Below are 25940 nucleotides of genomic sequence, written 5' to 3' on the forward strand. Positions count from 1 at the left end.
AGGATCAGGCGAAGGACTTCTTGAACGCCTGGATCGCGCCTTGCAGTTCGGCTTCCGCGTCCTTGTCCATGGCCTTGTCCTTGTCCAGCTTCGCCAGCAACGCGGCGTGGCTGGTCTTCAGGTACTGGTGCAGACCCGCTTCGAAGGCGAGCACCTTCTTGACGTCCACGTCGTCCAGGTAGCCCTTGTTGACCGCGTACAGCGTCGCGCCCATCAGCGAGATCGGCAGCGGCGAGTACTGGGGCTGCTTCAGCAGCTCGGTCACGCGGGCGCCGCGGTCGAGCTGACGGCGGGTGGCTTCGTCGAGGTCGGAGGCGAACTGCGCGAAGGCGGCCAGTTCACGGTACTGCGCCAGATCGGTACGGATACCGCCGGACAGGCCCTTCACCAGCTTGGTCTGCGCGGCACCACCGACGCGCGACACCGAGATACCGGCGTTGATCGCGGGGCGAACGCCGGCGTTGAACAGGCTGGTTTCCAGGAAGATCTGGCCGTCGGTGATCGAGATCACGTTGGTCGGCACGAACGCGGACACGTCGCCGGCCTGCGTTTCGATGATGGGCAGCGCGGTCAGCGAACCGGTCTTGCCCTTCACGGCGCCGTTGGTGAACTTCTCGACGTACTCGGGGTTCACGCGAGCGGCACGCTCGAGCAGACGGCTGTGGAGATAGAACACGTCGCCGGGGAAGGCTTCGCGGCCCGGCGGGCGGCGCAGCAGCAGCGAGATCTGGCGATAGGCCACGGCCTGCTTGGACAGGTCGTCATAGACGATCAGGGCATCCTGGCCGCGGTCGCGGAAGTACTCGCCCATCGTGCAGCCCGAGTAGGCCGACACGTATTGCATCGCGGCCGACTCGGCGGCCGAGGCGGCCACGACGATGGTGTAGTCCATCGCGCCGTTGGCTTCGAGGGCACGCACCACGTTCTTGATCGACGACGCCTTCTGGCCGATGGCGACGTAGATGCAGATCATGTCCTGGCCTTTTTGATTGATGATGGCATCAATCGCCACGGCGGACTTGCCGGTCTGACGGTCGCCGATGATCAGCTCGCGCTGGCCACGGCCGATCGGCACCATCGAGTCGATCGACTTGATGCCGGTCTGCATCGGCTGCGACACGCTCTGGCGTGCGATCACGCCCGGGGCGATCTTTTCGATCGGCGAGTTCATCTTGGCGTTGATCGGGCCCTTGCCGTCGATCGGCTGGCCCAGCGCGTTGACGACGCGGCCGACCAGTTCGGGGCCGACGGGGACTTCGAGAATGCGGCCGGTGCACTTCACCGTGTCGCCTTCGGTGATGTGCTCGTACTCGCCCAGAATCACCGCGCCGACGGAGTCGCGCTCGAGGTTCAGGGCAAGGCCGAAGGTGTTGCCCGGGAACTCGAGCATCTCGCCCGCCATCACGTCGGACAGGCCGTGCACGCGCACGATGCCGTCCGTCACGGACACCACCGTGCCCTGGTTGCGGATGTCCGCTTGCCCACCGAGACCCTCGATGCGGCTCTTGATCAGTTCAGAAATTTCTGCGGGATTCAGTTGCATTGCTTTCTCCCAGTCTTGTCCGGCCCGGGGGGACGATACCCCCCGTCGCCAGGACTTGGCTGCCCCGGACTCGCGCCCGGATGTTCATCGAAGCGACGCGGGTCTCAGGCGACCAGCGCGGCCTTCATGCGTTCCAAGCGGGCCTTGACCGAGGTGTCGAGCACCTCATCGCCGACCACCACGCGCACACCACCGATCAGTTCCGGCTCGACCTCGACACTGGCGATCAGCTTGCGGCCGAAACGCCGTTCGAGCGAGCTCATCAGATCCGCGAGCTGGGCGTTGTCGATCGGGAAGGCGCTGTAGACCTTCGCGTCGACGACCCCCGAGTGGGCGTTCTTCAAGGCGCGGAACTGCGTGGCGATCTCCGGCAGGGCAGCGAGCCGCCCGTTCTCGATCAGGGTGCGAAGCAGGTTGCGCACGCCCTCGGACAGCGTCACGCCGGGCATCGAAGTGAACACTTCGAGCACCTGCGTGGGCGCCACCTTGGGGTTGTCCGCAAACTCGCGTAGCTGCGGCTGGGCGGCAATGGCGGCCAAGGTGTCCACCTCGGCAGCCCACTGGTTCATGTCACCGGTGCGGGCCGCTTCGAAAACGGCTTGCGCATAGGGACGCGCGATGGTTGCCAGCTCAGCCATGGTCAAAGCTCGGTTTTCAGACGGGACAGCAAGTCGGCGTGGACGCCGGCATTGACTTCCCGCCGAAGGATCTGCTCGGCACCTTTGACGGCCAGCACCGCCACTTGCTCGCGCAGCGCTTCACGCGCCTGGATCACCAGCTGATCGGCCTCGGTCTTCGCGTTGGCGACGATCTTGGCGTACTCGGCTTCGGCCCGTTTCTTGGCCTCGTCGACGATCGACTGGGCGCGCTTTTCGGCGTCGCCCAGGCGCTGAGTGGCTTCTTCGCGGGTTTGGGCGAGCTGCGCTTCGACACGCTTGTTGGCGTCGGCCAGGTCGGCTTTCGCCTTGTCGGCGGCAGCCAGACCGTCCGCAATCTTCCGGGCGCGCTCATCCAGCGCCTTCGTGATCGGGGGCCACACGAATTTCATCGTGAACCACACCAGGATCCCGAAGACCACCATCTGCGCCCAAAGGGTAGCGTTCAGATTCACGGCTCGGACCTTTCTCGTTTACAGAAATTGAAGACTGCGAGAAAAGCCGATTACCTGATCACGAAGGGGTTGGCGAACGCGAACAGCATGGCCACACCGACACCGATCAGGAACGCGGCGTCGATCAGACCGGCCAGCAGGAACATCTTGGTCTGCAGTTCGTTCATCAGCTCGGGTTGGCGAGCCGACGCTTCGAGGTACTTACCACCCATCAGCGCGATACCGATACAGGCACCGATAGCGCCGAAGCTGATGATCATCCCGCAAGCGATCGCGACATAACCCAACACTTGTTCCATGATTACTCCTAGTTTTGAAGTGGTTTGACGAACGGAAAAGAAAACGGAAACGGACGCAACGAACGCAGGATCAATGGCCTTCGTGGGCTTGTCCGATGTACACCAGCGTCAGCATCATGAAGATGAAGGCCTGCAGCGTGATGATCAGGATGTGGAAGATGGCCCAGGCGGTGCCGGCCAGCACATGGCCGATCCACAGGAAGGCGCCGCCCAGCGAGGCGAGGCCGGCCATGCCCATCAAGGCGATCAGCATGAACACCAGCTCGCCGGCGTACATGTTGCCCCACAGCCGCATGCCGTGAGAGATGGTCTTGGCGCCGAACTCCACGATGTTCAGGAAGAAGTTGGCCGGGGCCAGCGCGATCGCGGCAAGGCCGTGCGCATGGAAAGGCGCCGTGAACAGCTCCTTGATCCAGCCGCCGACACCCTTGATCTTCATGTTGTAGAACAGGCACAGCAGCAGCACGCTGAACGACAGGCCCAGCGTGATCGACAGGTCGGCGGTCGGCACGACGCGCATGTAGGCGTGGTGCGGATCGTGGCCGGCGGCCTCATAGGCGTTGGTCCACAGCATCGGCAGCAGGTCGACCGGCAGCAAGTCCATCGCGTTCATGAAGAAGATCCACACGAACACGGTGAGCGCCACCGGGGCCACCAGCTTGCGCGACTCGGCGTTGTGCACGATGCCGCGCGCCTGGGTGTCGACCATCTCGACCAGCAACTCGATGAAACCCTGGAAGCGCCCCGGCGCGCCGGAGGTCGCCTTGCGGGCGCCGAGCCAGAGCACGAACACGGTCAGCAGACCGAGTGTGATCGACCAGAACAGCGAGTCGTAGTTGATCGCCGAGAAGTCGGCGATGCTCGTCTGCTTTTGGTTCTGGAAGTGACTCAGGTGGTGGGTGATGTAATCACCCGGGGAGGGAACTTGTCCTTCGGCAGCCATCGGTCTTCTCTCGAACGGTTGTCGTCTCTACGCAGTCTTACGCCGCGCAGCGTTGCGCTGCCCGGCGTTGTCTCTACGCGCTTTTTTTCGACCGGCGCTGCCACAACAGCGCCAGCCAACTTGCCTTCATGCACACGACCATCGTGACCAGCAGGGCTGGCCAGCTCAGGTCCGGCACGACTCTGGGAGCGGCCACCAACATGACCACTGCCACGAATATCTTCACAAACTCCCACAGCATGAAACCCAGCACCGCAGTGCCCGGGCTCGACCCTGAGAGTCCCCGCGTCATGCCACGCGCCATCAAGGCGCCCGGCACCACGGTGGCAGCGGCGCCATACAGCGCCGACCCTGCCACGCCGGCCCGCGAGCTTGCGGCCCACCAGACCAGCGTCACCGCCAGACCCATCGCGGCTTGCACGCCGACGATGCGCCACGGCGACAGCAGCGGCGGCAACTGGCCTCTCAAGGCCTGCGCCTGCTCGCGCGTCAGGGGCTTGAAATCCGGCTCGGCGACCACATCCTGATCAGAGTCCCAATCAGAACGGTTGCCTCCCTCCGCGCTCACTGCCTTGCCCATCACTCCTGCCACCCTTCGCTCGGCTGTCCGCTCATCTGCCCCTTGGTTGGCAGACACCCGCAAACCACCTGGCGAAGCGCGCTCAAGCGACGTAACACCTGTTGCGGCGCCTCCGCTCGAAGCCGGCCCCGCCAATGTGTCCGTCGCTGTAACTCCAGTGACCAACACCTTGGTCGACGTCGCTGTCCGCGCTGCCGACATTCCTGTCCCCAGGAGTGTCGATCGCCCGGTCGGCGCTGCCGGTCGTCCACCCGACCGCCTCCAGACTGTTCTTCCAACCCTTCTTCCAAGCCTTCTTCCAACCGATGCCCCGCGGCTTGTGGCCCGGCGTCGCTTGCGGAAGTCGCCCCGACCAAACGGTTACAAGCTGGTTGCGGCAAATCCGCGGAATTATACGTGGAAACCCGTGCTCATCCAGGTACCCCAAACCCGCGTCCATCCAGGTACCCCGTCTGCACCGACTCCGGCAGCACCTCTTCACACTCGTTGCGCATCGTCCTCGCATCGTGCTGACGCCCGGCTTCGTCGCAGGGCTGCAGCAAAACATGACGATGTGAGTCAGCCGCGAAAGACTCGCAAGGTGACCCAGGTCATGAGAGGATGCAGGCCATGACGTCGATGAAGGCACTGCTGGCTCGCCGGCTGAGAAATCAACTGCCCCAGCGTGAGGAGCTTGCGCGCAGTCGTTGGCTGCGCCCCGTCGCCACTCATGTCCTCGCGCCCGAGCTGTGGCGCATGCGCGGCGAGTCGGTGGCACGTGGTGTCGCAGTGGGGATGTTCTGGGCCTTCATCGTGCCCGTGGCGCAGATCCTGTTCGCCACCGTGCACTGCGTTTGGTGGCGCGCCAACATTCCGGTGGCCGCGGCCATCACCTTCATCACCAACCCGCTCACGGTGGGCGGCTGGTTGTGGCTCGCGTACCAGGTGGGCAGTGTGCTGGTGCAGGCGCCGCCGCCGCAGTTGCCTGGCGACGGCGCCGGGGTGATCGAGTTGCTGCAGGCGATCGGTCTGCCGGCTGCGGTCGGCATGGGACTGTTCGCGACGGTCGGCGCAGCGGTCGGCTATGTCGGCGTCAAGATGGTCTGGCGCTTCAGGCTGTCGCGTCGGCTCAAGGCACGCGCGCAGCAGCGCCGTCGTGGTGCCGCGTCGGTGTCACAGCCGTCCTGATCGTCGACACGGCCGGCAGCGCAACACCCTTCGGCCCCTTGCCGAAGTGCGCCGCGCTCAAACCTTGCAACGATTCGCCGGCAGGCCGGGCACCTCCACACGCAACGCGAGCACGCAGCCGGCTGCCGGCTGCGCAGCGAGTTCTTCGGCGGGACGCTTCTCGCGCGAGGTGGTGACGTACAGCGTCTTGAGGTCGGCACCGCCGAAGCAGGGCATCGTCGGGCACCGTACCGGCAAGCGCACTTCACGCAACACGGCGCCCTCGGGCGACAGCTGCAACAGCCGCGACCCTTCGAACATCGCCGTCCAGTAGTTGCCCTCGACGTCCACCGCGGCGCCGTCGGGTCGCCCACCGTAGTCGTCGAGCGACTGGCCTTCACGCTTCAGGTCGAAGCGTGCGAACACGCGGGTGTTGGCGACCGAACCCCGCTCTAGATCGAAGTCGGACACGAAGACGGTGTGGCTGGTGGTGTCGCTCCAGTACATGCGGCGCGCATCGGGACTCCAGGCGATGCCGTTGCACACGGTCAGGCCGTCGGCCTGGCGTGTCAGAACGCCGTCCACGTCGAGCCGGTAGAGCGCCGCCAGCGGCGGCTTGCGTGGCTCGTAGATCGTGCCGGACCAGAGCCGGCCCGCCGGGTCGCTCTTGCCGTCGTTGAAGCGCTCCTGCGCCGGGTCGTAAGGCGGCGGCGACACGATCGCCTCGCGCTGACCGCGCCGGAGATCGAAACGCCACAGGCCGTCGCGCATCGCCAACACCACGCCGCCTTTTGGTGTCGGCGCGCAGTGGCAGACGTTGGTGTCGAAGGTCCAGGTGTCGAGCGTGTGCGTGTGCGGGTCGAAGCGGCGCAACTGGTGGCCGGCGATGTCGCAGTAGTAGAGCGCCTGTTCGTCCGGGTGCCACACGGGCGATTCACCCAGCACCGCGGGTTGCTCCACCGCGACGCGCGCCTCATACAGCGGCTCTGTCATCAGCGGGCCTCCTCGATCTGCAGCTTCATCCAGGCGCTGGTCGACGCGCCCGGCGCCAGCGAGACGACGCCGTGCCCGCTCGGGTCGTCCAGGTTCAACGCGTTGCTGACGTGGCTGACCGGCTCCACACAATAGAAGTCGTACAGCTCGGGCGTGTAGACGACCAGATACGGCAACGACGAGGTGAGCAGCATCGAGAACCGCTCGTCGCGGATGCGCGCCGATTGCTGCCAGCCGGTGAAGACGTTGTCGTAGCGCAGATGGGCCACGTCGCCGTCGATGCCGTGCTGCTGCACCACGTGCCGCACCGGCAGCAGCGCCTCGTCGAGGTCCCAGCGGCCGCTCAGCTCCGCGTGGATGCGGCTGCGCGTGCGCTTGGGAAAGTGCGGATGCCAGCCAAGGCCGAACGGTGCCTCGGCGTCGCCGCGGTTGGTCAGCGTCAGGCCCAGCGACAGGCCGGACTCGCCCAGCTCGATCTGGTGCACGGCCTCGAATTCGAACGGCCAGTCCTCGTCGGGCCGATGGTGCAGCCGCAGCGTGGCGCTCGACGTGTCGCTGGCGACCACTTCCCAGGCGCGCTGGTAGCCCACGCCGTGCACCGAATGCCGGGAGTCGTCGAAGTTCGGCCGCGTCGACCAGGTGCGGCCGGCCCACGGGAAGCGGCTATACCCGATGCGGTTGGAGTACGGCACCAGTGCGTAGGCACCGGCGGCGCGGGCGTTGCTCAGGGCCCCGGGCTCGATCGAGCGCAGGACGGGCAGGTCATGGTGCCAAAGGCCAGCAATGCTGCCGCCCACATCGGGGCGCAGCGCCAGCCGCAGCGGACCCGCCCGCAGTTCGAGGCCGTCAGGGGTTGAGGTCATGGTGTCTCCGTTGGTGTGCTGCGGCGCCTGCATGCCGGCGCCGTCGCCTTGCAGCTTGGCAAGTCGACGATGCTACGTCGGTACCTCGATGTAACCGGCACGCTCGCCCCACGGTGCGCCGGCAGGGCCGGGCGTCGGGGCGTGGCGGCGGCCTGCGACTTCACCCCAGCTCGGCCTTCAGGTAGTGGGCACCCGGCAGGGGGTTGAAGTAGTACGGGGGGATCTCGTGAAAACCGAGCGAGGTATACAGGCTGCGCGCCGCCTCCATCTCGTCGATGGTGTCGAGCAGCACCGACGAATACCCGCAGCGGCGCGCCTCGTCGATCAGCGCCTGGGCGATGGTGCGGCCGAGGCCAAAGCGCCGAAACGGCTTGCGCACGTAGAGCCGGCGCATCTCGCAGGCATTCGGGTAGTCGGTCTCGGCGATGTAGCGGAAGGCGCCGCAGCCCGCCAACTGTGCGTCGACGTAGGCCAGCAGCAACTGGCCACCGGGCGGGGCATAGGGCTCCGGCAAGGACCGCAGCTCGGTCTCGAAGCCCTGGAACCCGAGGTCCACGCCGAGCGAGTCGGCGTATTCCTTGAAGATCTCGCGGGCGGCGTTCAGCAGCTCGGGCCGGTCGGGGACGACAAGACGTATCTCGGGGGATTCCATCACTCAGGGTTCGGCGCCGCGGAACCCGCCGCGGCCAGCGTGCAGTCTAACTCCCGATGCGGGAGACCCAGGCGGCGACGGCACCAGCGGCTGCGAACACTGCCAGGGCCAACCAGCGGGCACCCGCGCCGTCGCGCGACGCGGGCAGATCGCCGTCCACCTCCTTGTCACCGTGCCACATCGGCGCCACCAGGCGCTGGCGCTTCACGCCGATGTAGAAGGCCAGCGCGAGCAGGTGCAGCACCACCAGCGCGATCAGCAGCGGCTCGCCGATGACCTTGTGATACCACGTCAGGCTCAGACTCAGCTCGGCCGACACCTGGTGCGCCAGCGGGCCAGCGTAGGCAATCTCGTCGTCGGCGAACAGCCCGGTGGTCACCTGGGCCGCCAGCGCGAGCAGCAGCGCGAACACCGAAAAGCTGCCCAGCGGGTTGTGGCCGGCCGTGTGGGCGGCCGGCGCGCCGCCCCTCAGATAGCGCAACACGCTGCGCGGGCCGTAGACGAAGGTCGCGAAACGCGACCAGTGGCCGCCCACGAGGCCCCAGGCGAGGCGAAACAGCAACAGCGCCAGCACCAGATAGCCGAGGCGAAAATGCCACACCATCGCATTGCCCCCGGTCTTGGCTGTGACCACCAGCCCGATCACGCTCGCGGCCAAGGCCCAGTGAAACAAGCGGGTCGGCAGGTCCCAGATCCGGATCTTCATCTCGCTCCCTCGACGCCATGGCAACCGCAGGGTTTTACCGGGGGAAGCGGGGAGACCGCAAGCGTGAAAGTACGGGGCGGCGCCGAACGCGGCCGCCGGCACCGTGCGGGGGGCATGTGCCGGGTGGTTGCGGTGTGCGCCAGCGCGCCTTGGCGCGCGCTGCCCATTGCGGTGTGGGCTTCGTCGACACGCCGTCCTTGTTTCCGACGCCCCCCTGGAGCCACACGATGACCAAGAAAATCAGAGGGGCCGTGAGCGGCCTGGCCGCCGCCGCCATGACCGCCCTGCTCGCCGCCGCGCCGGCCCAGGCGCAGTTCGCCAAGCCGGAAGATGCGGTGAAGTACCGCAAGGCGTCCTTCACGGTAATGGCCCAGCACTTCGGCCGCATCGGCGCGATGGTGAACGGGCGCGCGCCGTTCGACGCCAAGGCCGCGGCCGACAACGCCGCGGTGGTGGAATACATGTCCAAGCTGCCATGGGCCGCCTTCGGTGAAGGCACCGACACGGGCGAGACCAAGGCCCGTCCCGACATCTGGAAAGAAAACGACAAGTTCAAGGCCGCCGCACAGAAGATGCAGGACGAGGTGGCCAAGCTGAACGCGACCGCGAAGGGTGGCAACCTCGACCAGATCAAGGCCAGCTTCGGCGCGGCCGCGCAGACCTGCAAAGCCTGCCACGACGAGTACCGCAACAAGTAAAGGCGGCGCGACGGGCGGTGGACGCCGCCCGTCGTCGTGTCAATCGGCGGCCGGCGCCGCGAAACCGAGCACCACGCGGCGCGTCTTGGCGCTTTTCTTCTCGATCTTCGTCACCACCACCGGCCCGATCTCGGCACTGTTGGCCACATGCGTGCCGCCGCAGGGCTGCAGGTCGACACCGTCGATCTTCAGCACCCGCACCCGCCCGGAGCCGCGCGGCGGCTGCACGCTCATGCTGCGCACCAGCTGGGGGTTGGCGTCGAGGGCCTCGTCGCTGATCCAGCTGTGACTGACCGGGCGCGCCTCGGCCACCAGCCGCGCCAGGCCGGCGTTCAAGGTGTCCTTGTCGAGCGGCTCGGTCATGTGGAAATCGAGCCGGGCGTAGTCGGCGGTGATGGAACACCCGTCCACCGGGTGCGGCACCAGCGCGCATAACAAATGGGTGGCGGTGTGAAAGCGCATGTGGCGCTGGCGGCGCTCCCAGTCGATGCACGCCGTCAGCGCCTGCCCCGGCTGCAACCGGGCCAGCAGTTCGTCCTGGCCGGCGGCCGGCAGATGCAGGATGACACCGGCTGTCTCGCCCTTGACCGTGTCGGCCACCCGCAGCGCCTGCCCGTCGGGCAGCCGCAACTCGCCGGCGTCGCCGGCCTGCCCGCCGCCGCGCGGGTAGAACACGGTGCGGTCGAGTTGCAGCCCGGCGGCGTCGACCGCGGTGATGCGGGCCTCGCATTCCCGCCGATAGCTGTCTTCGCGAAACAGTTCTTCCGTCACTTTGCCCTCCTGGTGCACATCGAAATCAATAATGGGCGGCTATGCCTGCCATCGTCCTGGCGACGCTCAACGCCAAATACATCCACGCCTCGCTCGGCTTGCGCTGTTTGCGCGCCAACATGGGCGCGCTGCGCGACCAGACCCAGATCCGCGAGTTCACCATCCTGCAAAAGCCGGTCGAGATCGTCGAACGGCTGCTGTCGTCGGGCGAGCCGCCGCAGATCGTCGGCTTCGGCGTCTACATCTGGAACGTCGTCGAAACCACCCGCGTGGTGCGTCTGCTGAAAGCGCTGCGGCCGCAACTGCGCATCGTGCTCGGCGGCCCCGAGGTGAGCCATGAAACCGCCGAGCAGGAGATCTGCCGGCTGGCCGACCATGTGATCACCGGCTGGGGCGACGTGAGCTTTCCGAAACTCTGTCAGGCGCTGCTGCACGGCCCGCGGCCGCTGACCAAAGTGATCGCCGGCGAACAGCCGCCGCTCGACACGCTGGCGCTGCCCTACGACGAGTACACCGACGACGACCTGGCGCACCGGCTGGTCTATGTGGAAGCTTCGCGCGGCTGCCCGTTCAAGTGCGAGTTCTGCCTCAGCTCGCTGGACAAGACCGCCTGGGCCTTCGACCTCGACCGCTTTCTTGCGGCGCTGGAACGTCTGCACCGGCGCGGTGCGCGCCACTTCAAATTCGTCGACCGCACGTTCAACCTCAAGATCGAGGCTTCGGCCCGCATCCTGGCGTTTTTCCTGGAACGGTTGGACGACCGGCTGTTCGTGCACTTCGAGGTGGTGCCCGACCACCTGCCCGAGCGTCTGCGGCAGTTGATTGCGCAGTTTCCGCCCGGCTCGCTGCAGTTCGAAGTCGGCATCCAGAGTTTCGACGCCGAGGTGCAGGCACGCATCTCGCGCCGGCAGGACAACGACAAGACCGCCGAGAACCTGCGCTGGCTGGTGACCCACTCGCAAACACATGTGCACGCCGACCTGATCTTCGGCCTGCCCGGCGAGACGCTGGCCAGCTTTGCGGCCGGCTTCGACCGGCTGGTCGCGCTGGCGCCGCACGAGATCCAGGTCGGCATCCTGAAGCGCTTGCGCGGCACACCCATCGTGCGCCACACCGCGACCCACGCGATGGTCTACGACCCGGAGCCGCCCTACGCGATCCTGCAGAACGACTGCGTCGATTTCGCGACCGTGCAGCGCCTGCAGCGCTTTGCCCGCTATTGGGACCTGGTGGCGAACGCCGGCCGGCTGCCGCGCGCGCTCGCGCTGCTGCTCGGGGACGCCCCTTTCGCCCGCTTTGCGGCCTTCTCGGACGCCTTGTGGCAGCGCACCGGCAAGACCCACCAGATCGCCTATGAGGATCTGGTCGACGCGTTGTTCGAGCATTTGTGCGACGGCCTTGGCCTGGCCACGGACAGCGTGCGCGAGACGCTGCGGCTCGACTATCAAGCCAGCGGCGCCCGCGGCAAGCCGCGTTGCCTGGACACCGGGGCCCCGCTGCGCGAGCGACGGCCCGGCGCCAAGCCGCTCGCGCAGCGGCAGGCGCGCCGCCAACACGACCGGCTGCCCGCAGGTTCGCCCGACTGACGGACCCCGGCGTGACGCCCTGCCCCAGCTCACCACATCACAACGACAAGCTGCCGTCGATGCAGGTGCGGCTCTCGCCGCCCACCCACACCGTGTCACCTTCCCGCACGATGTGGACCCGCCCGGCCCGCCCCAGCCGCGTGCCTTGCGCCGCGACGTAACGCTCCGGCGCCACGCCCTCGCCGATCAGCCACTGCGCCAGGCTGGCGTTGAGGCTGCCGGTCACCGGGTCTTCCGGCACCCCGACCGGCTCGGCAAAGGCGCGCACTTCGAACTGGCACGGCGCACCCGGGCCCCACGGCCCGATGACACCCACCTTCGCAAGGGCCACGAGAGCGCCGTGCCGCGGCTCCAGCGCCAGCACTGCTTCGGCGCTGGCCAGGCGCAGGCCCAGCCAGGTCGGCCCGTTGTCGAGCCAGCGCGCCGCCTCGACCTGCTGCACCGTCACGCCGAGCGCCGCACAGACGTCGGCCAGCAAGCCCGGCTCGACCTCGCGCATGCGCAGCGGCGGCGCGGCGAACGCCAGCCGGCCGCTGTCGTCCTCGCGTCGCAGCGTCACCAGCCCAACGGCACACTGCTGCACCACCTGCCCCGGCGTGCGCGGTCGCCCGCCTGCCTCCAGCCACGCGTGGCAGCTGCCCAGCGTCGGATGGCCGGCAAACGGCAGTTCTTCGCTGGGCGTGAAGATGCGCACCCGGTAGTCGGCCGCCGGGTCGGTGGGCGGCAGCAAAAACGTCGTTTCGGACAGATTGGTCCAGCGCGCGAACTCGGCCATCTGCTCATCGCTCAGCCCTTCGGCCGAGAACACCACCGCGAGCGGATTGCCTCTCAACGCCGCGCCGCTGAACACATCGACCTGCTTGAAGGCGCGCTTCATGCTGCAACCCCGGCCGCCGCCGGTTGTGCCGCCCGGACCACGCCGGCCAGCAGCCGCACCGCGGTGGCGATCTGCTCGGGGTCGAGCGTCACGAACGACAGGCGCAGCGTGTTGATGCGGGGTTCGCGCGCATAGAAGGCCGCACCGGGCACGAAGGCCACACCGGCCTCCACCGCCTGCGGCAGCAAGGCCATCGCGTCCATCCCCTGCGGCAGCTCCATCCAGAAGAACATGCCGCCGATCGGTGCACTCCAGCGGCACTCGGCCGGCATGTGCTGCTCCAGCGCGATGCGCATCGCGTCGCGCTGGGCGGCGTAACGCGCGCGGATGCGGGGCACGTGCTGATCCAGGAAACCCTCGCGGATCACCTCGTGCACCACCCGCTGGTTGAACACCGGCGTGTGCAGGTCGGCCGCCTGCTTGGCCTGCAACAGCTTCGGGTACAAGGCGGGCGGGGCCACCACATAGCCCAGGCGCAGGCCCGGCGCCAGCACCTTCGAGAACGAGCCGAGGTAGAGCGTGCCGCCGGGGTAACGCGAGGCGAGCGCGGGCGGCGGCGGCGCGTCGAACCACAATTCGCCGTAGGGGTTGTCTTCCAGCAGCGGCAGCTTGAGACGGCGCGCCTCGGCGACCAGCGCCTCGCGCCGCGCGGCACTCATGCAACGCCCGCTCGGGTTCTGGAAGTTGGGCAGCACATAAAAGAAGCGGGCGCCGCGGGCGTGATCGACCAGTGCCTGCGGCAGCGGTCCTTCTTCGTCGGACGGCAGGGCGACCACCTCGGGCTCGTACGGCGCGAAGGCTTGCAAGGCGCCCAGATAGGTCGGCGTTTCGACCAGCACCCGGCTGCCGGGGTCGAGCAAGACCTTGGCGCACAGGTCCAACCCCTGTTGCGAGCCGGTGGTGATCAGCACCTGGCTGGCGTCGACCTGCATGCCCTGTTGCGCGCCCACCTGGGCGGCGACCCACTCGCGCAGCGGTGCGTAACCTTCACTCGCTGCGTACTGCAGCGCTTCGCGCGGGTTGTCGCGCAGCACCCGGGCCGACGCCTCCCGCACCGCCTCCACCGGAAAGGTGTCGGGCGACGGCAGGCCGCCGGCCAGCGAGAGGATGCCGGGCCGCTCGGTGACCTTCAGGATCTCCCGGATGATGGACGGGTTCATCCGCTCGGCGCGGCGCGCCAGGTGCCAGGGGTTGTCGTGCTCGCGGTCGGGTGCCGTGGCCGTCATGGGGTGTCTCCTGAGGTGAGGAAGTGAAGGCCGCCGAGAACGACGGGCCAATGGGTGCGGCCGGCAGCGGACCGGCATCCAGGGTGGTGTGCAGCGGCGTTCATGCGGGTTTGCCCGTCTGCACCGGCAAGCGCTTGCCGATGAACACCGTGGCCATCACCGCGACGCCGAAACCGAGCGTGGTCGCGTCCAGCCGTTCGCCCAGCAGCGGCACGGCAAACAGCATCGACAAAAAGGGTTGCAGCAGCTGCACCTGGCTGACCCGCACCGGCCCGCCGAGGGCCAGCGCGCGGTACCAGGCGAAAAATCCGAGCCACATCGAAAACAGCGCGACATAGACAAACCCGCCCCAGGCGGCTGCCCGCACCGGCTGCGTCGGCCAGGTCCATCCCGCCGCCGGCAGTGTCAGCGGCAACGACACCACCAACACCCAGCAGATCACCCGCTCGGCGCCCAGCGCCGGGGTCAGGCGGGCGCCGACGACATAGCTCGCCGACGCCGCGAGCACGGCCAGCACCAGCAGTGCATCGGCCCAGTGCGCCCGCAGCCCGGCACCGCCCCCGCTGCTGCTGCTGCTGTGCGACAGCGCGTAGACCACCACCAGGGCGCTGCCGAGCGCGGCGCAGCCCCAGAACGCGGCCGCCGGGCGCTGTCGGAATGCGAGCGCGGCCGCCGCAGCGGTTGCCAGCGGCAGCAGGCCCGTGATGACCGCGGCGTGGACCGCCTCGACATGGCGCAAGCCCAGCGCCAGCAACAGCGGAAAGCCCAGCACGTTGCCGGCCGCCGTGAACAGCAAGGCCGCCCATTGCCGGCCTTGCGGGCGCGGCCCGCCGACGACCGCGAGGTAGACGATAGACAACAGCCCGGCCAGCGCCGCGCGGCCGAAGGTGACGAAGGCGGGCGACAACTGGGGGTCGGCGGCGGCGCCGGTGGCCAGGCGTGTCATCGGCAAGGTGAGCGCGAAAATCGCGACGCCCAGCAGCCCCAGCCAGAGGCCGCGGGTTTCTTGCTCGAGGGGCGTCGTGAGGGTGGCAGCCGACATCGCTCAGACTCCCGTCATCCAGGCCGCGGTGGCGACCAGCACGGCCGCCATCGTGCGGTTGAACCACAGCAGACGGCGGCCTTGCGCCAGCCATTCGCGCAGCAGCGAGCCGACCAGCGCATAGGTGAAGTTGCTGACGAAGGCATACACCCCCATCACGGCCAGCACGATCAGCAGCCGCTGGTCCTGGTGCTCGGGGCTCGCGCCGGCGCCGCCGCTGACCCAGCCGGCGCTCAGTGCCAGCGCCAGCATCCACGCCTTGATGTTGACGAACTGCAGCATCACGCCCTGCCAGAAGCCGATGTCCAGCGCGGCCCGGTCGGCCTCGCCCAGCCGACTGGCCTGCGACAGCTTCCAGGCCAGCCACAACATGTAGGCCACGCCGACGCCTTTGACGCCCCACCGCAAGGCCGGCATCGCCATCACGACGGCGCCGATGCCGAGCGCGCAGATCAGCATCAGCACGCTCCACCCGGCCGGCACCGCGCAACAAAACCGCAGCGCCGCCTTGAGCCCACAGTTGGCCGCCAGCGCCGCCGACAAAGTGGTGTTGGGACCGGGCGTGAAGGACATCGCGGTCGCCAGCAGCAGCAGCGCGACCAACTCCTGCAGCGTCATGCCCACCTCCGCCCGGACGTCGCCGCGCCGCCTGCAGCGTGCGGCCGAGAGGATGGAAGGTGCAGGGCTGGAGCGAACATGCGAGCCAGTCTATGATCAGTGACCGATACAGCACCAATACAAATAACCGACCCACACTGCAGACTGTACCGGTTCATTTGCCAGCACACAGGGCCTCCGCCATGCTCACTCGGTCTCCGTCCGAAACGCTCACCGACCAACTCGCCAACCGGTTTGCTCAGCGCATCCGCAACCGCTTGCTGCCGCCGGGCGCGCGGCTGCCGTCGGTGCGCGAGTGTGCGCGCCGTCATGAGGTCAGCCCCTACACGGTGGTGGCGGCCTACGACCAACTGCTGGCGCTGGGCATGATCGAGGCCCGCCGCAACCGCGGCTTTTTCGTGCGCGAGTCGCGTCCGGACGCTCGTACCGAAGCGGCGCTGGCCGAGCGTTCCGAGGCGCGCCCTGTCGGGGAGCGGGCGCAGCCGCCGGTGGACGCGGCGACGTTGATCCGCGGCATGTTCCGGCAGGTCGACGCCCACGGCGGGCAGATGAAGGGCATGCCGGGCATGGGCGTGCTACCGGCCACCTGGCTCGAAACGCCGTTCCTCGGCTCGGCCGTGCGGCGCGTCACGAGCACTCCCAACCTGCACGCCGTGTCGCTGCAATACGGCGACCCCGCCGGCGACCCGGCGCTGCGCCGGTCGTTGAGCCAGAAGCTCGCCAGCATGGAGATCGAGGCGACGCCGGCCCAGATCGTCACCACCGTCGGCGCCACCCACGCGCTGGATATCGTCTGCCGGGCGCTGCTGAAGGCGGGCGACTCGGTGATGGTCGACGAGCCGGGCTGGGCCGTGGAGTTCGCGCGCCTGACGCAGATGGGCATGCGCATCCTGCCGGTGCCGCGGCGCGAGGACGGGCCCGACCTCGGCGTGATGGCGAGGTATTGCGAGGCCTATGCGCCGGAACAGCGGCCCAAGCTGTTCATCACCGTCAGCGTGCTGCACAACCCGACCGGCTATTGCCTGGCGCCGAGCAACGCCCACCGGGTGCTGCAACTGGCGCAGCAGCACGACTTCCGGGTGGTGGAAGACGACACCTACTCGCACCTGGCGCCCGCGCATGCCACCCGCCTGAGCTCGCTCGACGCCCTGCAACGCACCATCTATGTGAGCGGCTTCGCCAAGATCCTGGCGCCCAACTGGCGGGTCGGCTACCTGGCCGCCCACCCCTCGCTGGTCGAGCGTTTCATCGACACCAAGCTGCTGACCACCCTGACCACACCGTCGCTGTTCGAGCAGGCGCTCGCCCATTGCCTCGACCAGGGCCAGATCCGCCGTCACGCCGAGCGGCTGCGCGCCAAGCTGGACGGCGCTCGCGCGCGCTGTGTGCAGTTGGCGATGAAGGCCGGCTGCCGCTTCGTGACGGAGCCAGCCGGCTTGTTCGGCTGGGTCGACACCGGTGTCGACACCGACCGACTGGCGCAAGCCATGCTCGACGAAGGTTATCTGCTCGCGCCCGGATCGCTGTTTCACGCGGTGCGGCAGCCGTCCACGTTGATGCGGCTGAACTTCACAGCCGCCCAGGACGCCGGTTTCTGGGCTGACTTCGCCCGGGTCCGCGGTCAACTGTGATTTTTGCCTGCCACAAACTACGGGTTTGTGCTGATCTCCGAGCTTTTATCAGTGTTTTCCCGTTCCCCCTGGGTGATCCCTAAAGTACAGTCACCAACACATACAAATGCAAGGCCTAGTTTCTGCTGGGACAACGCACTTGTGACCCGGCTGTCTGTGTGCCGCTTCGACGCGGCGCGCGTCGCGATTTACCTGCTGATGAACGAGACCACCATCCCCTTCGGTGAACCGGAGTTGATGCGTGCCAGCGTCTTCCAGCGTTACCTGGACGAACTGGCACGCCAGCCCGGCGCGACCACTGCCGTCCCGCGACTGACCGCGCTCAGCCCCTCTTTGCTGGCCGATCTGCAACGCTTCGAGCATCGCCCGAGCGGCACCGAAGTGCTGGAAGTGCTGGCCGCCTGTCTGCGCCACGCCCAAAGCGTGGTGGTGCATTGCGAAGCGGGCGGCTATGTGGTGCCGGTGACGGTGTTTCCGCGCGAGCGGCTGTTCCACTGCCCGGCCGAGCCGGATACCTATTTGTTGCAGCGACTGGCACTGTTGAAAGTGCTGCGGGTCGAGCCCGCGGTGTTGCGAGCGCCCGGCGACTCCGAGTCGTCGCTGGTCGCGCCGTTGTCGTGCTACCACCCGATTGCGCCGCTGCTGTGGGAACTGGCGATGCGGGGCAGCCGCACCGAGTTGCTGCCCGAAGTCGCCGGCAACGCCTGCTACCGCACCACGCCGGGCCTCGATCTGCGCATGTTGCAGATCCGCTCGGTCCACCGAGCCGTGATCCGCCACATGCGCACCCAGCCGGTGACCTTGCGCGAACTGACGGAGTTGATCGGCCGCGGCCGCGAAGATGCGGTGCGGCTGCTGAACGCGCTGTACCTGCAGTCGGGCCTGATCATCAGCCGCGCGCTGCCGACCTCGTCGGCGGAGTCCTGGCTGGCCAACTTCGGATTGCGCCGGCGCCACAGCTGAGGCGCGCCGCGCCAACCAAGCCGGCCGCGCGGCCGACCGACCGGCCGTCCTGCGACCGCCCCCTTCTTCCCGTTCACCTCGAGCCGAGCGCTTCCCAGCGTTCCAGCGCTTCCATCAGCGCTTCTTCGATGGCGGCGTAACGGGCCTGCAGTTCGGCCACGCGCTGGGGCTCGCTGCGGTACACCTCGGTCCCGGCCAGCGTCTCGCCGATCTGCTGCTGCTCGGCTTCGAGCGCTTCGATACGGCGCGGCAGTTCTTCGAGTTCCCGTTGTTCCTTGTACGACAGCTTGCGGGCGGCCCCGGTCGCGGGCTTGGGCGCGGGCTCGGTGCGAGCCGCCTCCTTGGCCGCCGGCGGCGGTGCGGCCGCGGCCTTCTGCTGCTGCTCCTGCAGCGCGCGGCTGCGGCGGCTCTGCACCCGCCAGTCTTCATAGCCACCCTCGTACTCGCGCCAGAAGCCCGGCTGCAGGTCGCCCTCCCAGGCGATCGTGCTGGTGACCACGTTGTCGAGGAAACGGCGGTCGTGGCTGACCAGAAAGACCGTGCCGTCGTAGGTCTGCAACAACTCCTCTAGCAGTTCGAGCGTGTCGATGTCGAGGTCGTTGGTGGGTTCGTCGAGCACCAAGACGTTGGCCGGGCGCGCGAACAAGCGGGCCAGCAGCAGGCGATTGCGCTCGCCGCCGCTGAGCGTGCGCACCGGTGAGTTGGCGCGCTGCGGCGAGAACAAAAAGTCGCCGAGATAGCTCATCACGTGCTTGCGGGCGTTGCCGATCTCGATCCATTCGCTGCCCGGGCTGATGGTGTCGGCCAGCGTGGCGTCGAGGTTGAGCGCCTCGCGCATCTGGTCGAAATACGCCACCTGCAGCTTGGTGCCCTGCCGCACGCTGCCGCTGTCGGGCGCGATCTCGCCCAGGATCAACTTCAGCAGTGTCGTCTTGCCGGCGCCGTTGGGCCCGATCAGGCCAACCTTGTCGCCGCGCAGCAGCGTGGCCGAGAAGTTGCTGACGATGGGCCGGCCTTCATAAAACTTGCTGACGTCGCGCAGCTCGGCCACCAGCTTGCCGCTGGAGGCGCCGGCGTCGAGGTCGAGCCGGACCCGGCCCACCACGTCGCGCCGTTCGGTCCGGGTGCGGCGCAGCTGCTCCAGCCGCTTGACCCGGCTGACGCTGCGGGTGCGGCGGGCCTCGACGCCCTTGCGCACCCACACCTCCTCCTGTGCCAGCAGCTTGTCGGCGCGGGCGTTGAGCAAGGCCTCGTCCGCCAGCTGCTGCTCCTTCAGCGCCTGGTAGGCGGTGAAATTGCCGGGATAGCTGCGCAGCTGGCCACGGTCGAGTTCGACAATGCGGGTGGTCACGCCGTCGAGAAACGCCCGGTCGTGGGTGATCAGCACCACGCTGCCGCGGAAGCCGTTGAGCAGCTCTTCGAGCCAGCCGATCGAGGCCAGGTCGAGGTGGTTGGTGGGTTCGTCGAGCAGCAGCACGTCGGGCTGTGCGACCAGGGCCTGGGCCAGCGCGACGCGCTTTTTGGTGCCGCCCGACAAACGCGCCACCGGCGCGTCGCGGTCCAGCCGCAGCCGCGCCAGCGTTTCTTCGACCCGCTGCTCCCAGGTCCAGCCGTCGAGCGCCTCGATGCGGGTCTGCAGCGCGTCGAGATCTTCGCCGGGCGCGTGCGCCTCGTAGCGTTGGCGCAGCTCGCGCACTTCGGCCAAGCCCAGGCTGACCGCGTCGAACACCTGTGCGTCGGCGTTGAACTGCGGCTCCTGCGGCACGTAAGCGATGCGCAGGCCCTGCTGCAACTGCAGCAGGCCGTCGTCCGCCTTTTCGAGCCCGGCCAGGATCTTCAGCAGCGAGGACTTGCCGGTGCCGTTGCGGCCGATCAGGCCGACCCGCTCGCCGGCCTCGAGCGCGAACATCGTGTCGTCGAGCAGGGGCACATGGCCGTAGGCGAGTTTGGCGTTGGTGAGGGTGATCAGGGCCATGGTGGGACAGGTGGGCAGACAGACAGCAAACAGCAGCGCGGCCGGCGGCCGCGCGAGGGTCGAATTATCGGGTGGCGCCCGCCCCGCCGAAGTACCGCGGGCCGCGGCGGGGGTATCGGCCGCGCGCAGGGGGCCGGGCGCGGCTAGCGCCCGCGTTGCAGCACCCGCTCGAGTGCGTCGACGAAGGTGCGGGCGACGTCGAAACCCGTTTGCTGCTGGATCTCCTGGAAACAGGTCGGGCTGGTCACGTTCACCTCGGTGACACGGTCGCCGATGATGTCGAGCCCGATCAGGAGCAGCCCGCGCGGCGCCAGCAAGCGGCCCACGGCGCGGGCCGTTTCGCGGTCGGCATCGTTGAGCGGTTGCGCCACGCCTTTGCCGCCGGCCGCCAGGTTGCCGCGCACCTCGCTGCCCTGCGGGATGCGGGCCAGCACGTGCGGCACCGGCTCACCGTCGATGATCAGCACCCGCTTGTCGCCCTGCGTGATCTCGGGGATGAAACGCTGCACCATCAGCGTGCGGGTGCCATGCTGGTTGAGCGTCTCGACGATGCTGCCCAGGTTCAGCCCGTCGGCACCGACGCGGAAGATGCCCATGCCGCCCATGCCGTCCAGCGGCTTCAGGATGATGTCGCGGTGTTCGGCGTGGAACTGCCGCACTTCGTCGGCACTGCGGGTGACGAGCGTCGGCGTGACGAACTGTGGAAACTCCATCACGGCCAGCTTTTCGGGATGGTCGCGCAGCGACCGCGGGCTGTTGACGACCCGCGCGCCTTCACGCTCGGCTTGCTCGAGCAAATGCGTGGCGTAGAAATATTCGCTGTCGAACGGCGGGTCCTTGCGCATCAGCACACCGTCGGTCTCGGCCAGCACCAGGGGCGCGGCGTCGCCTTCGGGGCGCCACCAGGCGTCCGGCTCGCCGGTCAGCGTGATGGCCTGGGCCAGCGCGGTGACGCGTCCGCCGCTGCGCCACGACACGTGGCAGGGCTGGCACACCGACAGCCGGTGGCCGCGGGCCGCGGCCTCGCGCATCATCGCGAAGGTGGTGTCCTTGTAGATCTTGAAGTGCTCGAGCGGATCGGCAATGAAAAGGAGGTTCATCAGGGCTTTACCGTGACATCGGGTTGTGCGGGGCGGGTACGGTAGTGTTGCACCACCAGCGCGATCGCGCCGGCGACCACGCCCCAGAAGGCCGAGCCGACACCCCACAGGGTGACGCCGGACAGCGTGACCAAAAAGGTGATCAGCGCGCTTTCGCGGTGCCGATCGTCCTTCACCGCCGCGGCCAGTCCGGCGGCGATGGTGCCGAGCAAGGCGAAGCCGGCCACCGCGACGACCAACTCGCGCGGAAAGGCCGCGAGCAAGCCCACCACGGCACCGCCGGCCACCGCCACCAACAGATAGAACACCCCGGCCATGACCGCGGCGGTGTAGCGCCGGGCGGGATCTTCATGGGCTTCGCGCCCCAGGCAGATGGCCGCGGTGATGGCCGCCAGGTTGACGGCGTAGGCACCGAACGGCGCGAGCAGCAGCGTGGTCAGGCCGGTGGTGGCGACCAGCGGCGAGACCGGTGTGTCGTAGCCGGCGGCGCGGATGGCGGCCACGCCCGGCAGGTTCTGCGACGCCATCGTCACGACAAACAGCGGCAGCGCCACACCGATGGCGGCGTTCACCGAAAACTGGGGTGTCGTCCAGACCGGCACGGCCAGCGTCCACTGCAGCTGCGATCCCTGCAGCAGGCCCAGCACGGCCGCCGTCGCGATGCCCGCCGCCAGCACGGCGGGCACGGCATAACGCGGCCAGGCGCGCCGGCCGAGCAGGTAAACGCCGAACATCACCGTCACCAGCAGCGGCTGGCTCTTGAGCGCGACGAAGGCCTCCATGCCGAAACGCGCGAGCACGCCGGCCAGCAGGCCCGACGCGAGCGGCAAGGGGATGCGGTTCATGACACGGGCGAACCAGCCGGTCAGCCCGCACAGCGTGATCAACCCGGCGCTCAGCATGAACGCCCCCACGGCTTCGGGCATCGACACGCCGGCGGTGGCCAGCACGGCGGCGCCGGGGGTCGACCACGCGACCAGCACCGGCTGCCGAAAGTACAGCGACAAGCCGATGCACGGGAGACCCATGCCGAGGCCCAGCGCCCAGATCCACGAGGTGGTCTGCGCCGGTGTGGCACCCAGCGCCTCGGCGGCCTGGAACACCAGCGCAACCGAACTGGTGAAGCCGACCAGCACGGCCACGAACCCGGCCACAACGGCAGACAGCGACAGGTCACGCAAAAAACGCATCGTCGGCACCAGCAGCAGATTCACCCGCCTCACACGCTCGCCACCCCGCGGCGGCCGGCGGCGCCCGACCGGCCGGGTTCAGATTTCGATTTTCGAGCCGAGTTCGACGACGCGGTTGGCCGGCAGGTTGAGGAAATCGGCCGCCGCCGACGCATTGCGGTGCATGCTGGCGAACAGCTTTTCGCGCCAGGTGGCCATGCCTTTGGCAATCGACGGGCTGACGATCTCGCGCGACAGGAAGTAGGACGTCTCCATGTCATTGAGCTGCACGCGGTGGATGCGCAGCAGCTCGAGCGCATCGGGCACGTCCGGGTCGTTCTTGAAACCGAAGTGCAGCACCACCTGCCAGCAGTCGTGGCCCAGCGGCTCGACCTCGACACGCCGGTCGAAGCCGATCCAGGGCACCTCGTGGTGGCGCACCGTGACGAACAGATTGGTGTCGTGCAGCACCTTGTTGTGCTTCAGGTTGTGGAGCAGCGCGTTGGGCGTCACGCCCTTTTCGGCGTTGAGGAACACCGCCGTGCCGGGCACCCGCGTCGGCGGGCTCAGGAACACCGAGTCGAGAAACGCCTTCAGCTCGATCGACTCCTCGCGCAGGCGCTCGCCGAGCAGGTGGCGACCTTGCTTCCAGGTCATCATCAGCGTGAACATCACGGCGCCGATCAGGAGCGGGAACCAGCCGCCGTCGAACAACTTCATCGCATTGGCGGCGAAGAACAGCGCGTCGACGATGAAGAAGAAGCCCGTGGCGGCCACACACAAGGCCCAGGGGTAGTGCCAGGCGTAGCGGATCACGAAAAAGGTCATCACGGTGGTGATCAGCATGTCGACCGTCACGGCGATGCCGTAAGCGGACGCGAGCGCGCTGCTGGAGCCGAAGACGGTCACCGCGATCACGATACAACCGTACAGCGTCCAGTTGATGAACGGTAAATAGATCTGGCCCGCCTCCCGCACCGAGGTGTGGCACACGCGCAGCCGCGGCAGATAGCCGAGCTGGATGACCTGCTTGGTGACCGAGAACGCCGCCGAGATCAGCGCCTGCGAGGCGATCACCGAGGCGCAGGTGGCCAGCACGATCAGCGGGTACAGCCCCCACTCGGGGGCCATTTCGTAGAACGGATTGTTGACGTTCTCGGGGTGGGCCAGCAGCATCGCGCCCTGGCCGAAATAGTTGATCACCAGCGACGGCATCACGAGGCCGAACCAGGCCAACCGGATCGGCCGCTTGCCGAAGTGGCCCATGTCGGCGTAGAGCGCCTCGGCGCCGGTCACGCACAGCACGATGGCGCCGAGCGAGACGAAGGCGACATGGGGCTGCCCGACGATGAAGCGCAGCGCGTAGAACGGGTTGAGCGCGGCCAGCACCGACGGATTGCCGGCGACGTGCACCAAACCCAGCAGCGCCAGCACCAAAAACCAGACCACCGTGATCGGCCCGAACAGCTTGCCGACACTCGCCGTGCCGTGCTTCTGCATCGCGAACAGCGCCGTCAGCACCAGCAAGGTCACCGGGACGACATAGCGCGTCAGCCCGGGCGCCGCCACGCCCAGGCCTTCGACCGCCGACAGCACCGTGATGGCCGGCGTGATGACACCGTCGCCGAAAAACACCGCGGTGCCGAAGATGCCGAGGATCAGCAGGTAGCGCCGCAGCACCGGGCGGTCCTTCACGGCCACCGAGGCCAGCGCCAGCATGGCCACCAGCCCGCCCTCGCCGTTGTTGTGCGCGCGCAGGATCAGACTGACGTACTTCAGCGAAACGATGATCGTCAGCGTCCAGAACATCAACGACAGGATGCCGAGGATGTTCTCCGCCGACACCGGCATGTGGCCGTGTGCGAAAACTTCCTTGAGGGCGTACAGCGGGCTGGTGCCGATGTCGCCGTAGACGACACCGACGGCGCCGAGCGTGAGGGTCGCGAGTTGCGAGCCCTGGGCGCGGGCAACGGGACTGGATTGCACAGGCAGCTGCGTCATGCGGTAGATGGAGTCATTGTGCTCCCGCGGCGGCGCCGGCACCGCGCGGTTTGTTGCAGTGCAGCAACGCGGGTGCCCGGCGGTGTCAATCGTAGGTTTCGGCGTCCGGATCGGTCGCTTCCAGCTCGTAGCTGGCCGCGAGCATCGCCAGACGGGCGATCACACCATACATATAGAAGCGGTTGGGCGCGCTGGCCCCGGGCCGCATGCCGGCCTTCGGCAGCTGGTTGGACTCGGCGAACGCCAGCGGCACGAAGCTGGCGCCGGGGGCGTTCAGGTTCTCGTCGATGCCGCGTTCGGCGTGTACCCGGTAGAACCCGCCGACCACATACCGGTCGATCATGTAGACCACCGGCTCGGCCACCGCCTCGTTGATACGCTCGTAGGTCGGCACGCCTTCCTGGATGATGACCTCGGTGACCTCCTGGCCGTCCTTGATCACCGACATCTTGTTGCGCGTCTTGCGGTTCAGCTCGGCCAGGTCCTTGGCGTCGCGCACCGTCATGATGCCCATGCCGTAGGTACCGGCGTCGGCCTTGACGATCACGAACGGCTTTTCCTGGATGCCGTATTCCTTGTACTTGCGGCGGATCTTGTTGAGCAGCGCGTCGGCGTTGCTCTGCAGGCAATCGATGTTGGTGCCTTCGTGGAAGTTCACCTGGCCGCACTTGGCGAACATCGGGTTGATCAGCCAGTGGTCCATGCCCAACAGCTTGGCGAACTTCTTCGCCACTTCTTCATAGGCCTGGAAGTGGTTGGACTTGCGCCGCACCGCCCAGCCGGCGTGCAGCGGCGGCAGCAGATATTGCTCGTGCAGCCCGTCGAGCACCTCCGGCAAGCCTGCCGACAGGTCGTTGTTGAGCAGGATGGTGCAGGGGTCGAAGTCCTTCAGCCCCAGGCGGCGCTTGGTGCGCACCAGCGGTTCGAGCGTCAAATGGCTGCCGTCCGGCAGCGTCAGCTCGGTCGGCTCCTTGATGCTCTCGTCCAGCGAGCCCAGGCGCACGTTCAGGCCGGCCTGGTGGAATACCTGCACCAGGCGCTGCACATTGGTCAGGTAGAAGGTGTTGCGGGTGTGCCGCTCGGGGATCATCAGCAGGTTCTTGGCTTCGGGGCAGATCTTTTCGATCGCCGCCATCGCCGCCTGCACGGCCAGCGGCAGCATTTCCTCGGTCAGGTTGTTGAAGCCGCCGGGAAACAAATTGGTGTCGACCGGCGCCAGCTTGAAGCCGGCGTTGCGCACGTCCACCGAGGTGTAGAAAGGCGGCGTGTGCTCCATCCATTCGAGCCGGAACCAGCGCTCGATCGCGGGCATGGACTCCAGGATGCGTTGCTCGAGTTCGTTGATCGGGCCGGTGAGCGCGGTGATGAGATGGGGGACCATGCGCAATGCCTCGTCGAAGGCTGTTCCAATGTGGCTGGGGCAGACGATTCTAGGTCAGGCACGTGA

The 25940-nt window shown here is 67.8% G+C and carries 25 protein-coding genes; 5 read left to right on the top strand and 20 right to left on the bottom strand.

What is annotated here, in order from left to right; genetic code table 11:
• Positions 1-4 precede the first annotated feature (4 nt).
• The 6 genes from atpA to AAW51_RS25040 all read right to left on the bottom strand — a co-directional run bounded on the left by atpA (position 5) and on the right by AAW51_RS25040 (position 4533).
• Positions 5-1543, bottom strand: a complete 1539-nt coding sequence (gene atpA, locus AAW51_RS25015; protein ID WP_047196796.1) for a F0F1 ATP synthase subunit alpha — start codon at positions 1541-1543, stop codon at positions 5-7.
• A gap of 104 nt (positions 1544-1647) precedes the next feature.
• Positions 1648-2181 carry a F0F1 ATP synthase subunit delta gene (locus tag AAW51_RS25020; protein ID WP_047196797.1) on the bottom strand — a complete coding sequence of 178 codons (534 nt, stop codon included), beginning with the start codon at positions 2179-2181 and terminating at the stop codon, positions 1648-1650.
• A gap of 2 nt (positions 2182-2183) precedes the next feature.
• Positions 2184-2654, bottom strand: a complete 471-nt coding sequence (locus AAW51_RS25025) for a F0F1 ATP synthase subunit B (RefSeq protein WP_047196798.1) — start codon at positions 2652-2654, stop codon at positions 2184-2186.
• A 50-nt stretch (positions 2655-2704) separates the two neighbouring features.
• The gene (atpE, locus tag AAW51_RS25030) at positions 2705-2953 is read right to left on the bottom strand and encodes a F0F1 ATP synthase subunit C (RefSeq protein WP_047196799.1); all 249 of its coding nucleotides are present in this window, start codon (positions 2951-2953) and stop codon (positions 2705-2707) included.
• A 70-nt stretch (positions 2954-3023) separates the two neighbouring features.
• Complete coding sequence (atpB, locus tag AAW51_RS25035; protein ID WP_047196800.1) at positions 3024-3896, bottom strand: F0F1 ATP synthase subunit A; 873 nt, start codon at positions 3894-3896, stop codon at positions 3024-3026.
• Positions 3897-3969: 73 nt separating this feature from the next.
• Positions 3970-4533: an ATP synthase subunit I gene (locus AAW51_RS25040; RefSeq protein WP_238947691.1), complete on the bottom strand. Its 564-nt coding sequence runs from the start codon at positions 4531-4533 to the stop codon at positions 3970-3972.
• 552 nt (positions 4534-5085) lie between these two features.
• Here AAW51_RS25040 and AAW51_RS25045 point away from each other — a divergent pair.
• Positions 5086-5643, top strand: coding sequence for a DUF2062 domain-containing protein (locus AAW51_RS25045; protein ID WP_047198274.1), 558 nt, complete (start codon positions 5086-5088; stop codon positions 5641-5643).
• 57 nt (positions 5644-5700) lie between these two features.
• On the opposite strand, the gene AAW51_RS25050 is transcribed toward AAW51_RS25045, so the two are convergent.
• From AAW51_RS25050 to AAW51_RS25065, 4 genes are all read right to left on the bottom strand, one after another.
• The gene (locus AAW51_RS25050) at positions 5701-6615 is read right to left on the bottom strand and encodes an SMP-30/gluconolactonase/LRE family protein (RefSeq protein ID WP_047196802.1); all 915 of its coding nucleotides are present in this window, start codon (positions 6613-6615) and stop codon (positions 5701-5703) included.
• Positions 6615-7478, bottom strand: coding sequence for an aldose 1-epimerase (locus AAW51_RS25055; protein WP_047198275.1), 864 nt, complete (start codon positions 7476-7478; stop codon positions 6615-6617). Before AAW51_RS25055 ends, AAW51_RS25050 begins: the two co-directional genes overlap by 1 nt.
• Positions 7479-7638: 160 nt before the next feature.
• Positions 7639-8130, bottom strand: coding sequence for a GNAT family N-acetyltransferase (locus AAW51_RS25060; protein ID WP_047196803.1), 492 nt, complete (start codon positions 8128-8130; stop codon positions 7639-7641).
• A gap of 46 nt (positions 8131-8176) precedes the next feature.
• Positions 8177-8836 carry a cytochrome b/b6 domain-containing protein gene (locus AAW51_RS25065; RefSeq protein ID WP_047196804.1) on the bottom strand — a complete coding sequence of 220 codons (660 nt, stop codon included), beginning with the start codon at positions 8834-8836 and terminating at the stop codon, positions 8177-8179.
• Between the two features lie 227 nt (positions 8837-9063).
• Here AAW51_RS25065 and AAW51_RS25070 point away from each other — a divergent pair, with 227 nt between their 5' ends.
• Positions 9064-9534: a c-type cytochrome gene (locus tag AAW51_RS25070; RefSeq protein ID WP_047196805.1), complete on the top strand. Its 471-nt coding sequence runs from the start codon at positions 9064-9066 to the stop codon at positions 9532-9534.
• A gap of 39 nt (positions 9535-9573) precedes the next feature.
• On the opposite strand, the gene AAW51_RS25075 is transcribed toward AAW51_RS25070, so the two are convergent.
• Positions 9574-10305, bottom strand: a complete 732-nt coding sequence (locus AAW51_RS25075) for an alanyl-tRNA editing protein (RefSeq protein ID WP_047196806.1) — start codon at positions 10303-10305, stop codon at positions 9574-9576.
• 41 nt (positions 10306-10346) lie between these two features.
• Here AAW51_RS25075 and AAW51_RS25080 point away from each other — a divergent pair, with 41 nt between their 5' ends.
• Complete coding sequence (locus tag AAW51_RS25080; RefSeq protein ID WP_047196807.1) at positions 10347-11891, top strand: B12-binding domain-containing radical SAM protein; 1545 nt, start codon at positions 10347-10349, stop codon at positions 11889-11891.
• Between the two features lie 37 nt (positions 11892-11928).
• On the opposite strand, the gene AAW51_RS25085 is transcribed toward AAW51_RS25080, so the two are convergent.
• The 4 genes from AAW51_RS25085 to AAW51_RS25100 all read right to left on the bottom strand — a co-directional run bounded on the left by AAW51_RS25085 (position 11929) and on the right by AAW51_RS25100 (position 15654).
• Positions 11929-12768, bottom strand: a complete 840-nt coding sequence (locus AAW51_RS25085) for a PhzF family phenazine biosynthesis protein (protein WP_047196808.1) — start codon at positions 12766-12768, stop codon at positions 11929-11931.
• Positions 12765-13994 (bottom strand): aminotransferase-like domain-containing protein, encoded by a 1230-nt coding sequence (locus tag AAW51_RS25090; RefSeq protein WP_047196809.1) that lies wholly within the window; start codon positions 13992-13994, stop codon positions 12765-12767. The genes AAW51_RS25085 and AAW51_RS25090 overlap by 4 nt, the downstream gene beginning before the upstream one ends.
• A 100-nt stretch (positions 13995-14094) precedes the next feature.
• A complete protein-coding gene (locus AAW51_RS25095) occupies positions 14095-15036 on the bottom strand; it encodes a DMT family transporter (RefSeq protein ID WP_047196810.1) in 942 nt (313 codons plus the stop codon).
• Between the two features lie 3 nt (positions 15037-15039).
• Complete coding sequence (locus tag AAW51_RS25100; RefSeq protein ID WP_047196811.1) at positions 15040-15654, bottom strand: LysE family translocator; 615 nt, start codon at positions 15652-15654, stop codon at positions 15040-15042.
• A gap of 182 nt (positions 15655-15836) precedes the next feature.
• Here AAW51_RS25100 and AAW51_RS25105 point away from each other — a divergent pair, with 182 nt between their 5' ends.
• Both AAW51_RS25105 and AAW51_RS25110 read left to right on the top strand, forming a co-directional pair.
• Entirely contained in the window at positions 15837-17285 is a 1449-nt protein-coding gene (locus AAW51_RS25105; RefSeq protein ID WP_047196812.1) for an aminotransferase-like domain-containing protein, read from the top strand.
• A gap of 141 nt (positions 17286-17426) precedes the next feature.
• Positions 17427-18248: a hypothetical protein gene (locus AAW51_RS25110; protein ID WP_053013893.1), complete on the top strand. Its 822-nt coding sequence runs from the start codon at positions 17427-17429 to the stop codon at positions 18246-18248.
• Positions 18249-18321: 73 nt separating this feature from the next.
• Here the strand turns inward: AAW51_RS25110 and AAW51_RS25115 are convergent, their stop codons facing one another.
• The 5 genes from AAW51_RS25115 to gshA all read right to left on the bottom strand — a co-directional run bounded on the left by AAW51_RS25115 (position 18322) and on the right by gshA (position 25874).
• On the bottom strand, positions 18322-20223 hold the full coding sequence (locus AAW51_RS25115) for an ATP-binding cassette domain-containing protein (protein ID WP_047196813.1): 1902 nt from the start codon (positions 20221-20223) through the stop codon (positions 18322-18324).
• A 143-nt stretch (positions 20224-20366) separates the two neighbouring features.
• Positions 20367-21323, bottom strand: a complete 957-nt coding sequence (gshB, locus tag AAW51_RS25120) for a glutathione synthase (protein WP_238947692.1) — start codon at positions 21321-21323, stop codon at positions 20367-20369.
• Complete coding sequence (locus AAW51_RS25125; protein WP_047198278.1) at positions 21323-22513, bottom strand: benzoate/H(+) symporter BenE family transporter; 1191 nt, start codon at positions 22511-22513, stop codon at positions 21323-21325. Before AAW51_RS25125 ends, gshB begins: the two co-directional genes overlap by 1 nt.
• Before the next feature lie 78 nt (positions 22514-22591).
• Complete coding sequence (locus AAW51_RS25130; protein WP_047198279.1) at positions 22592-24493, bottom strand: potassium transporter Kup; 1902 nt, start codon at positions 24491-24493, stop codon at positions 22592-22594.
• Positions 24494-24578: 85 nt separating this feature from the next.
• Complete coding sequence (gshA, locus tag AAW51_RS25135) at positions 24579-25874, bottom strand: glutamate--cysteine ligase (protein WP_047196814.1); 1296 nt, start codon at positions 25872-25874, stop codon at positions 24579-24581.
• Between the last annotated feature and the right edge of the window lie 66 nt (positions 25875-25940).

The organism is Caldimonas brevitalea, assembly GCF_001017435.1.
Classification (GTDB): Bacteria; Pseudomonadota; Gammaproteobacteria; order Burkholderiales; family Burkholderiaceae_C; genus Caldimonas; species Caldimonas brevitalea.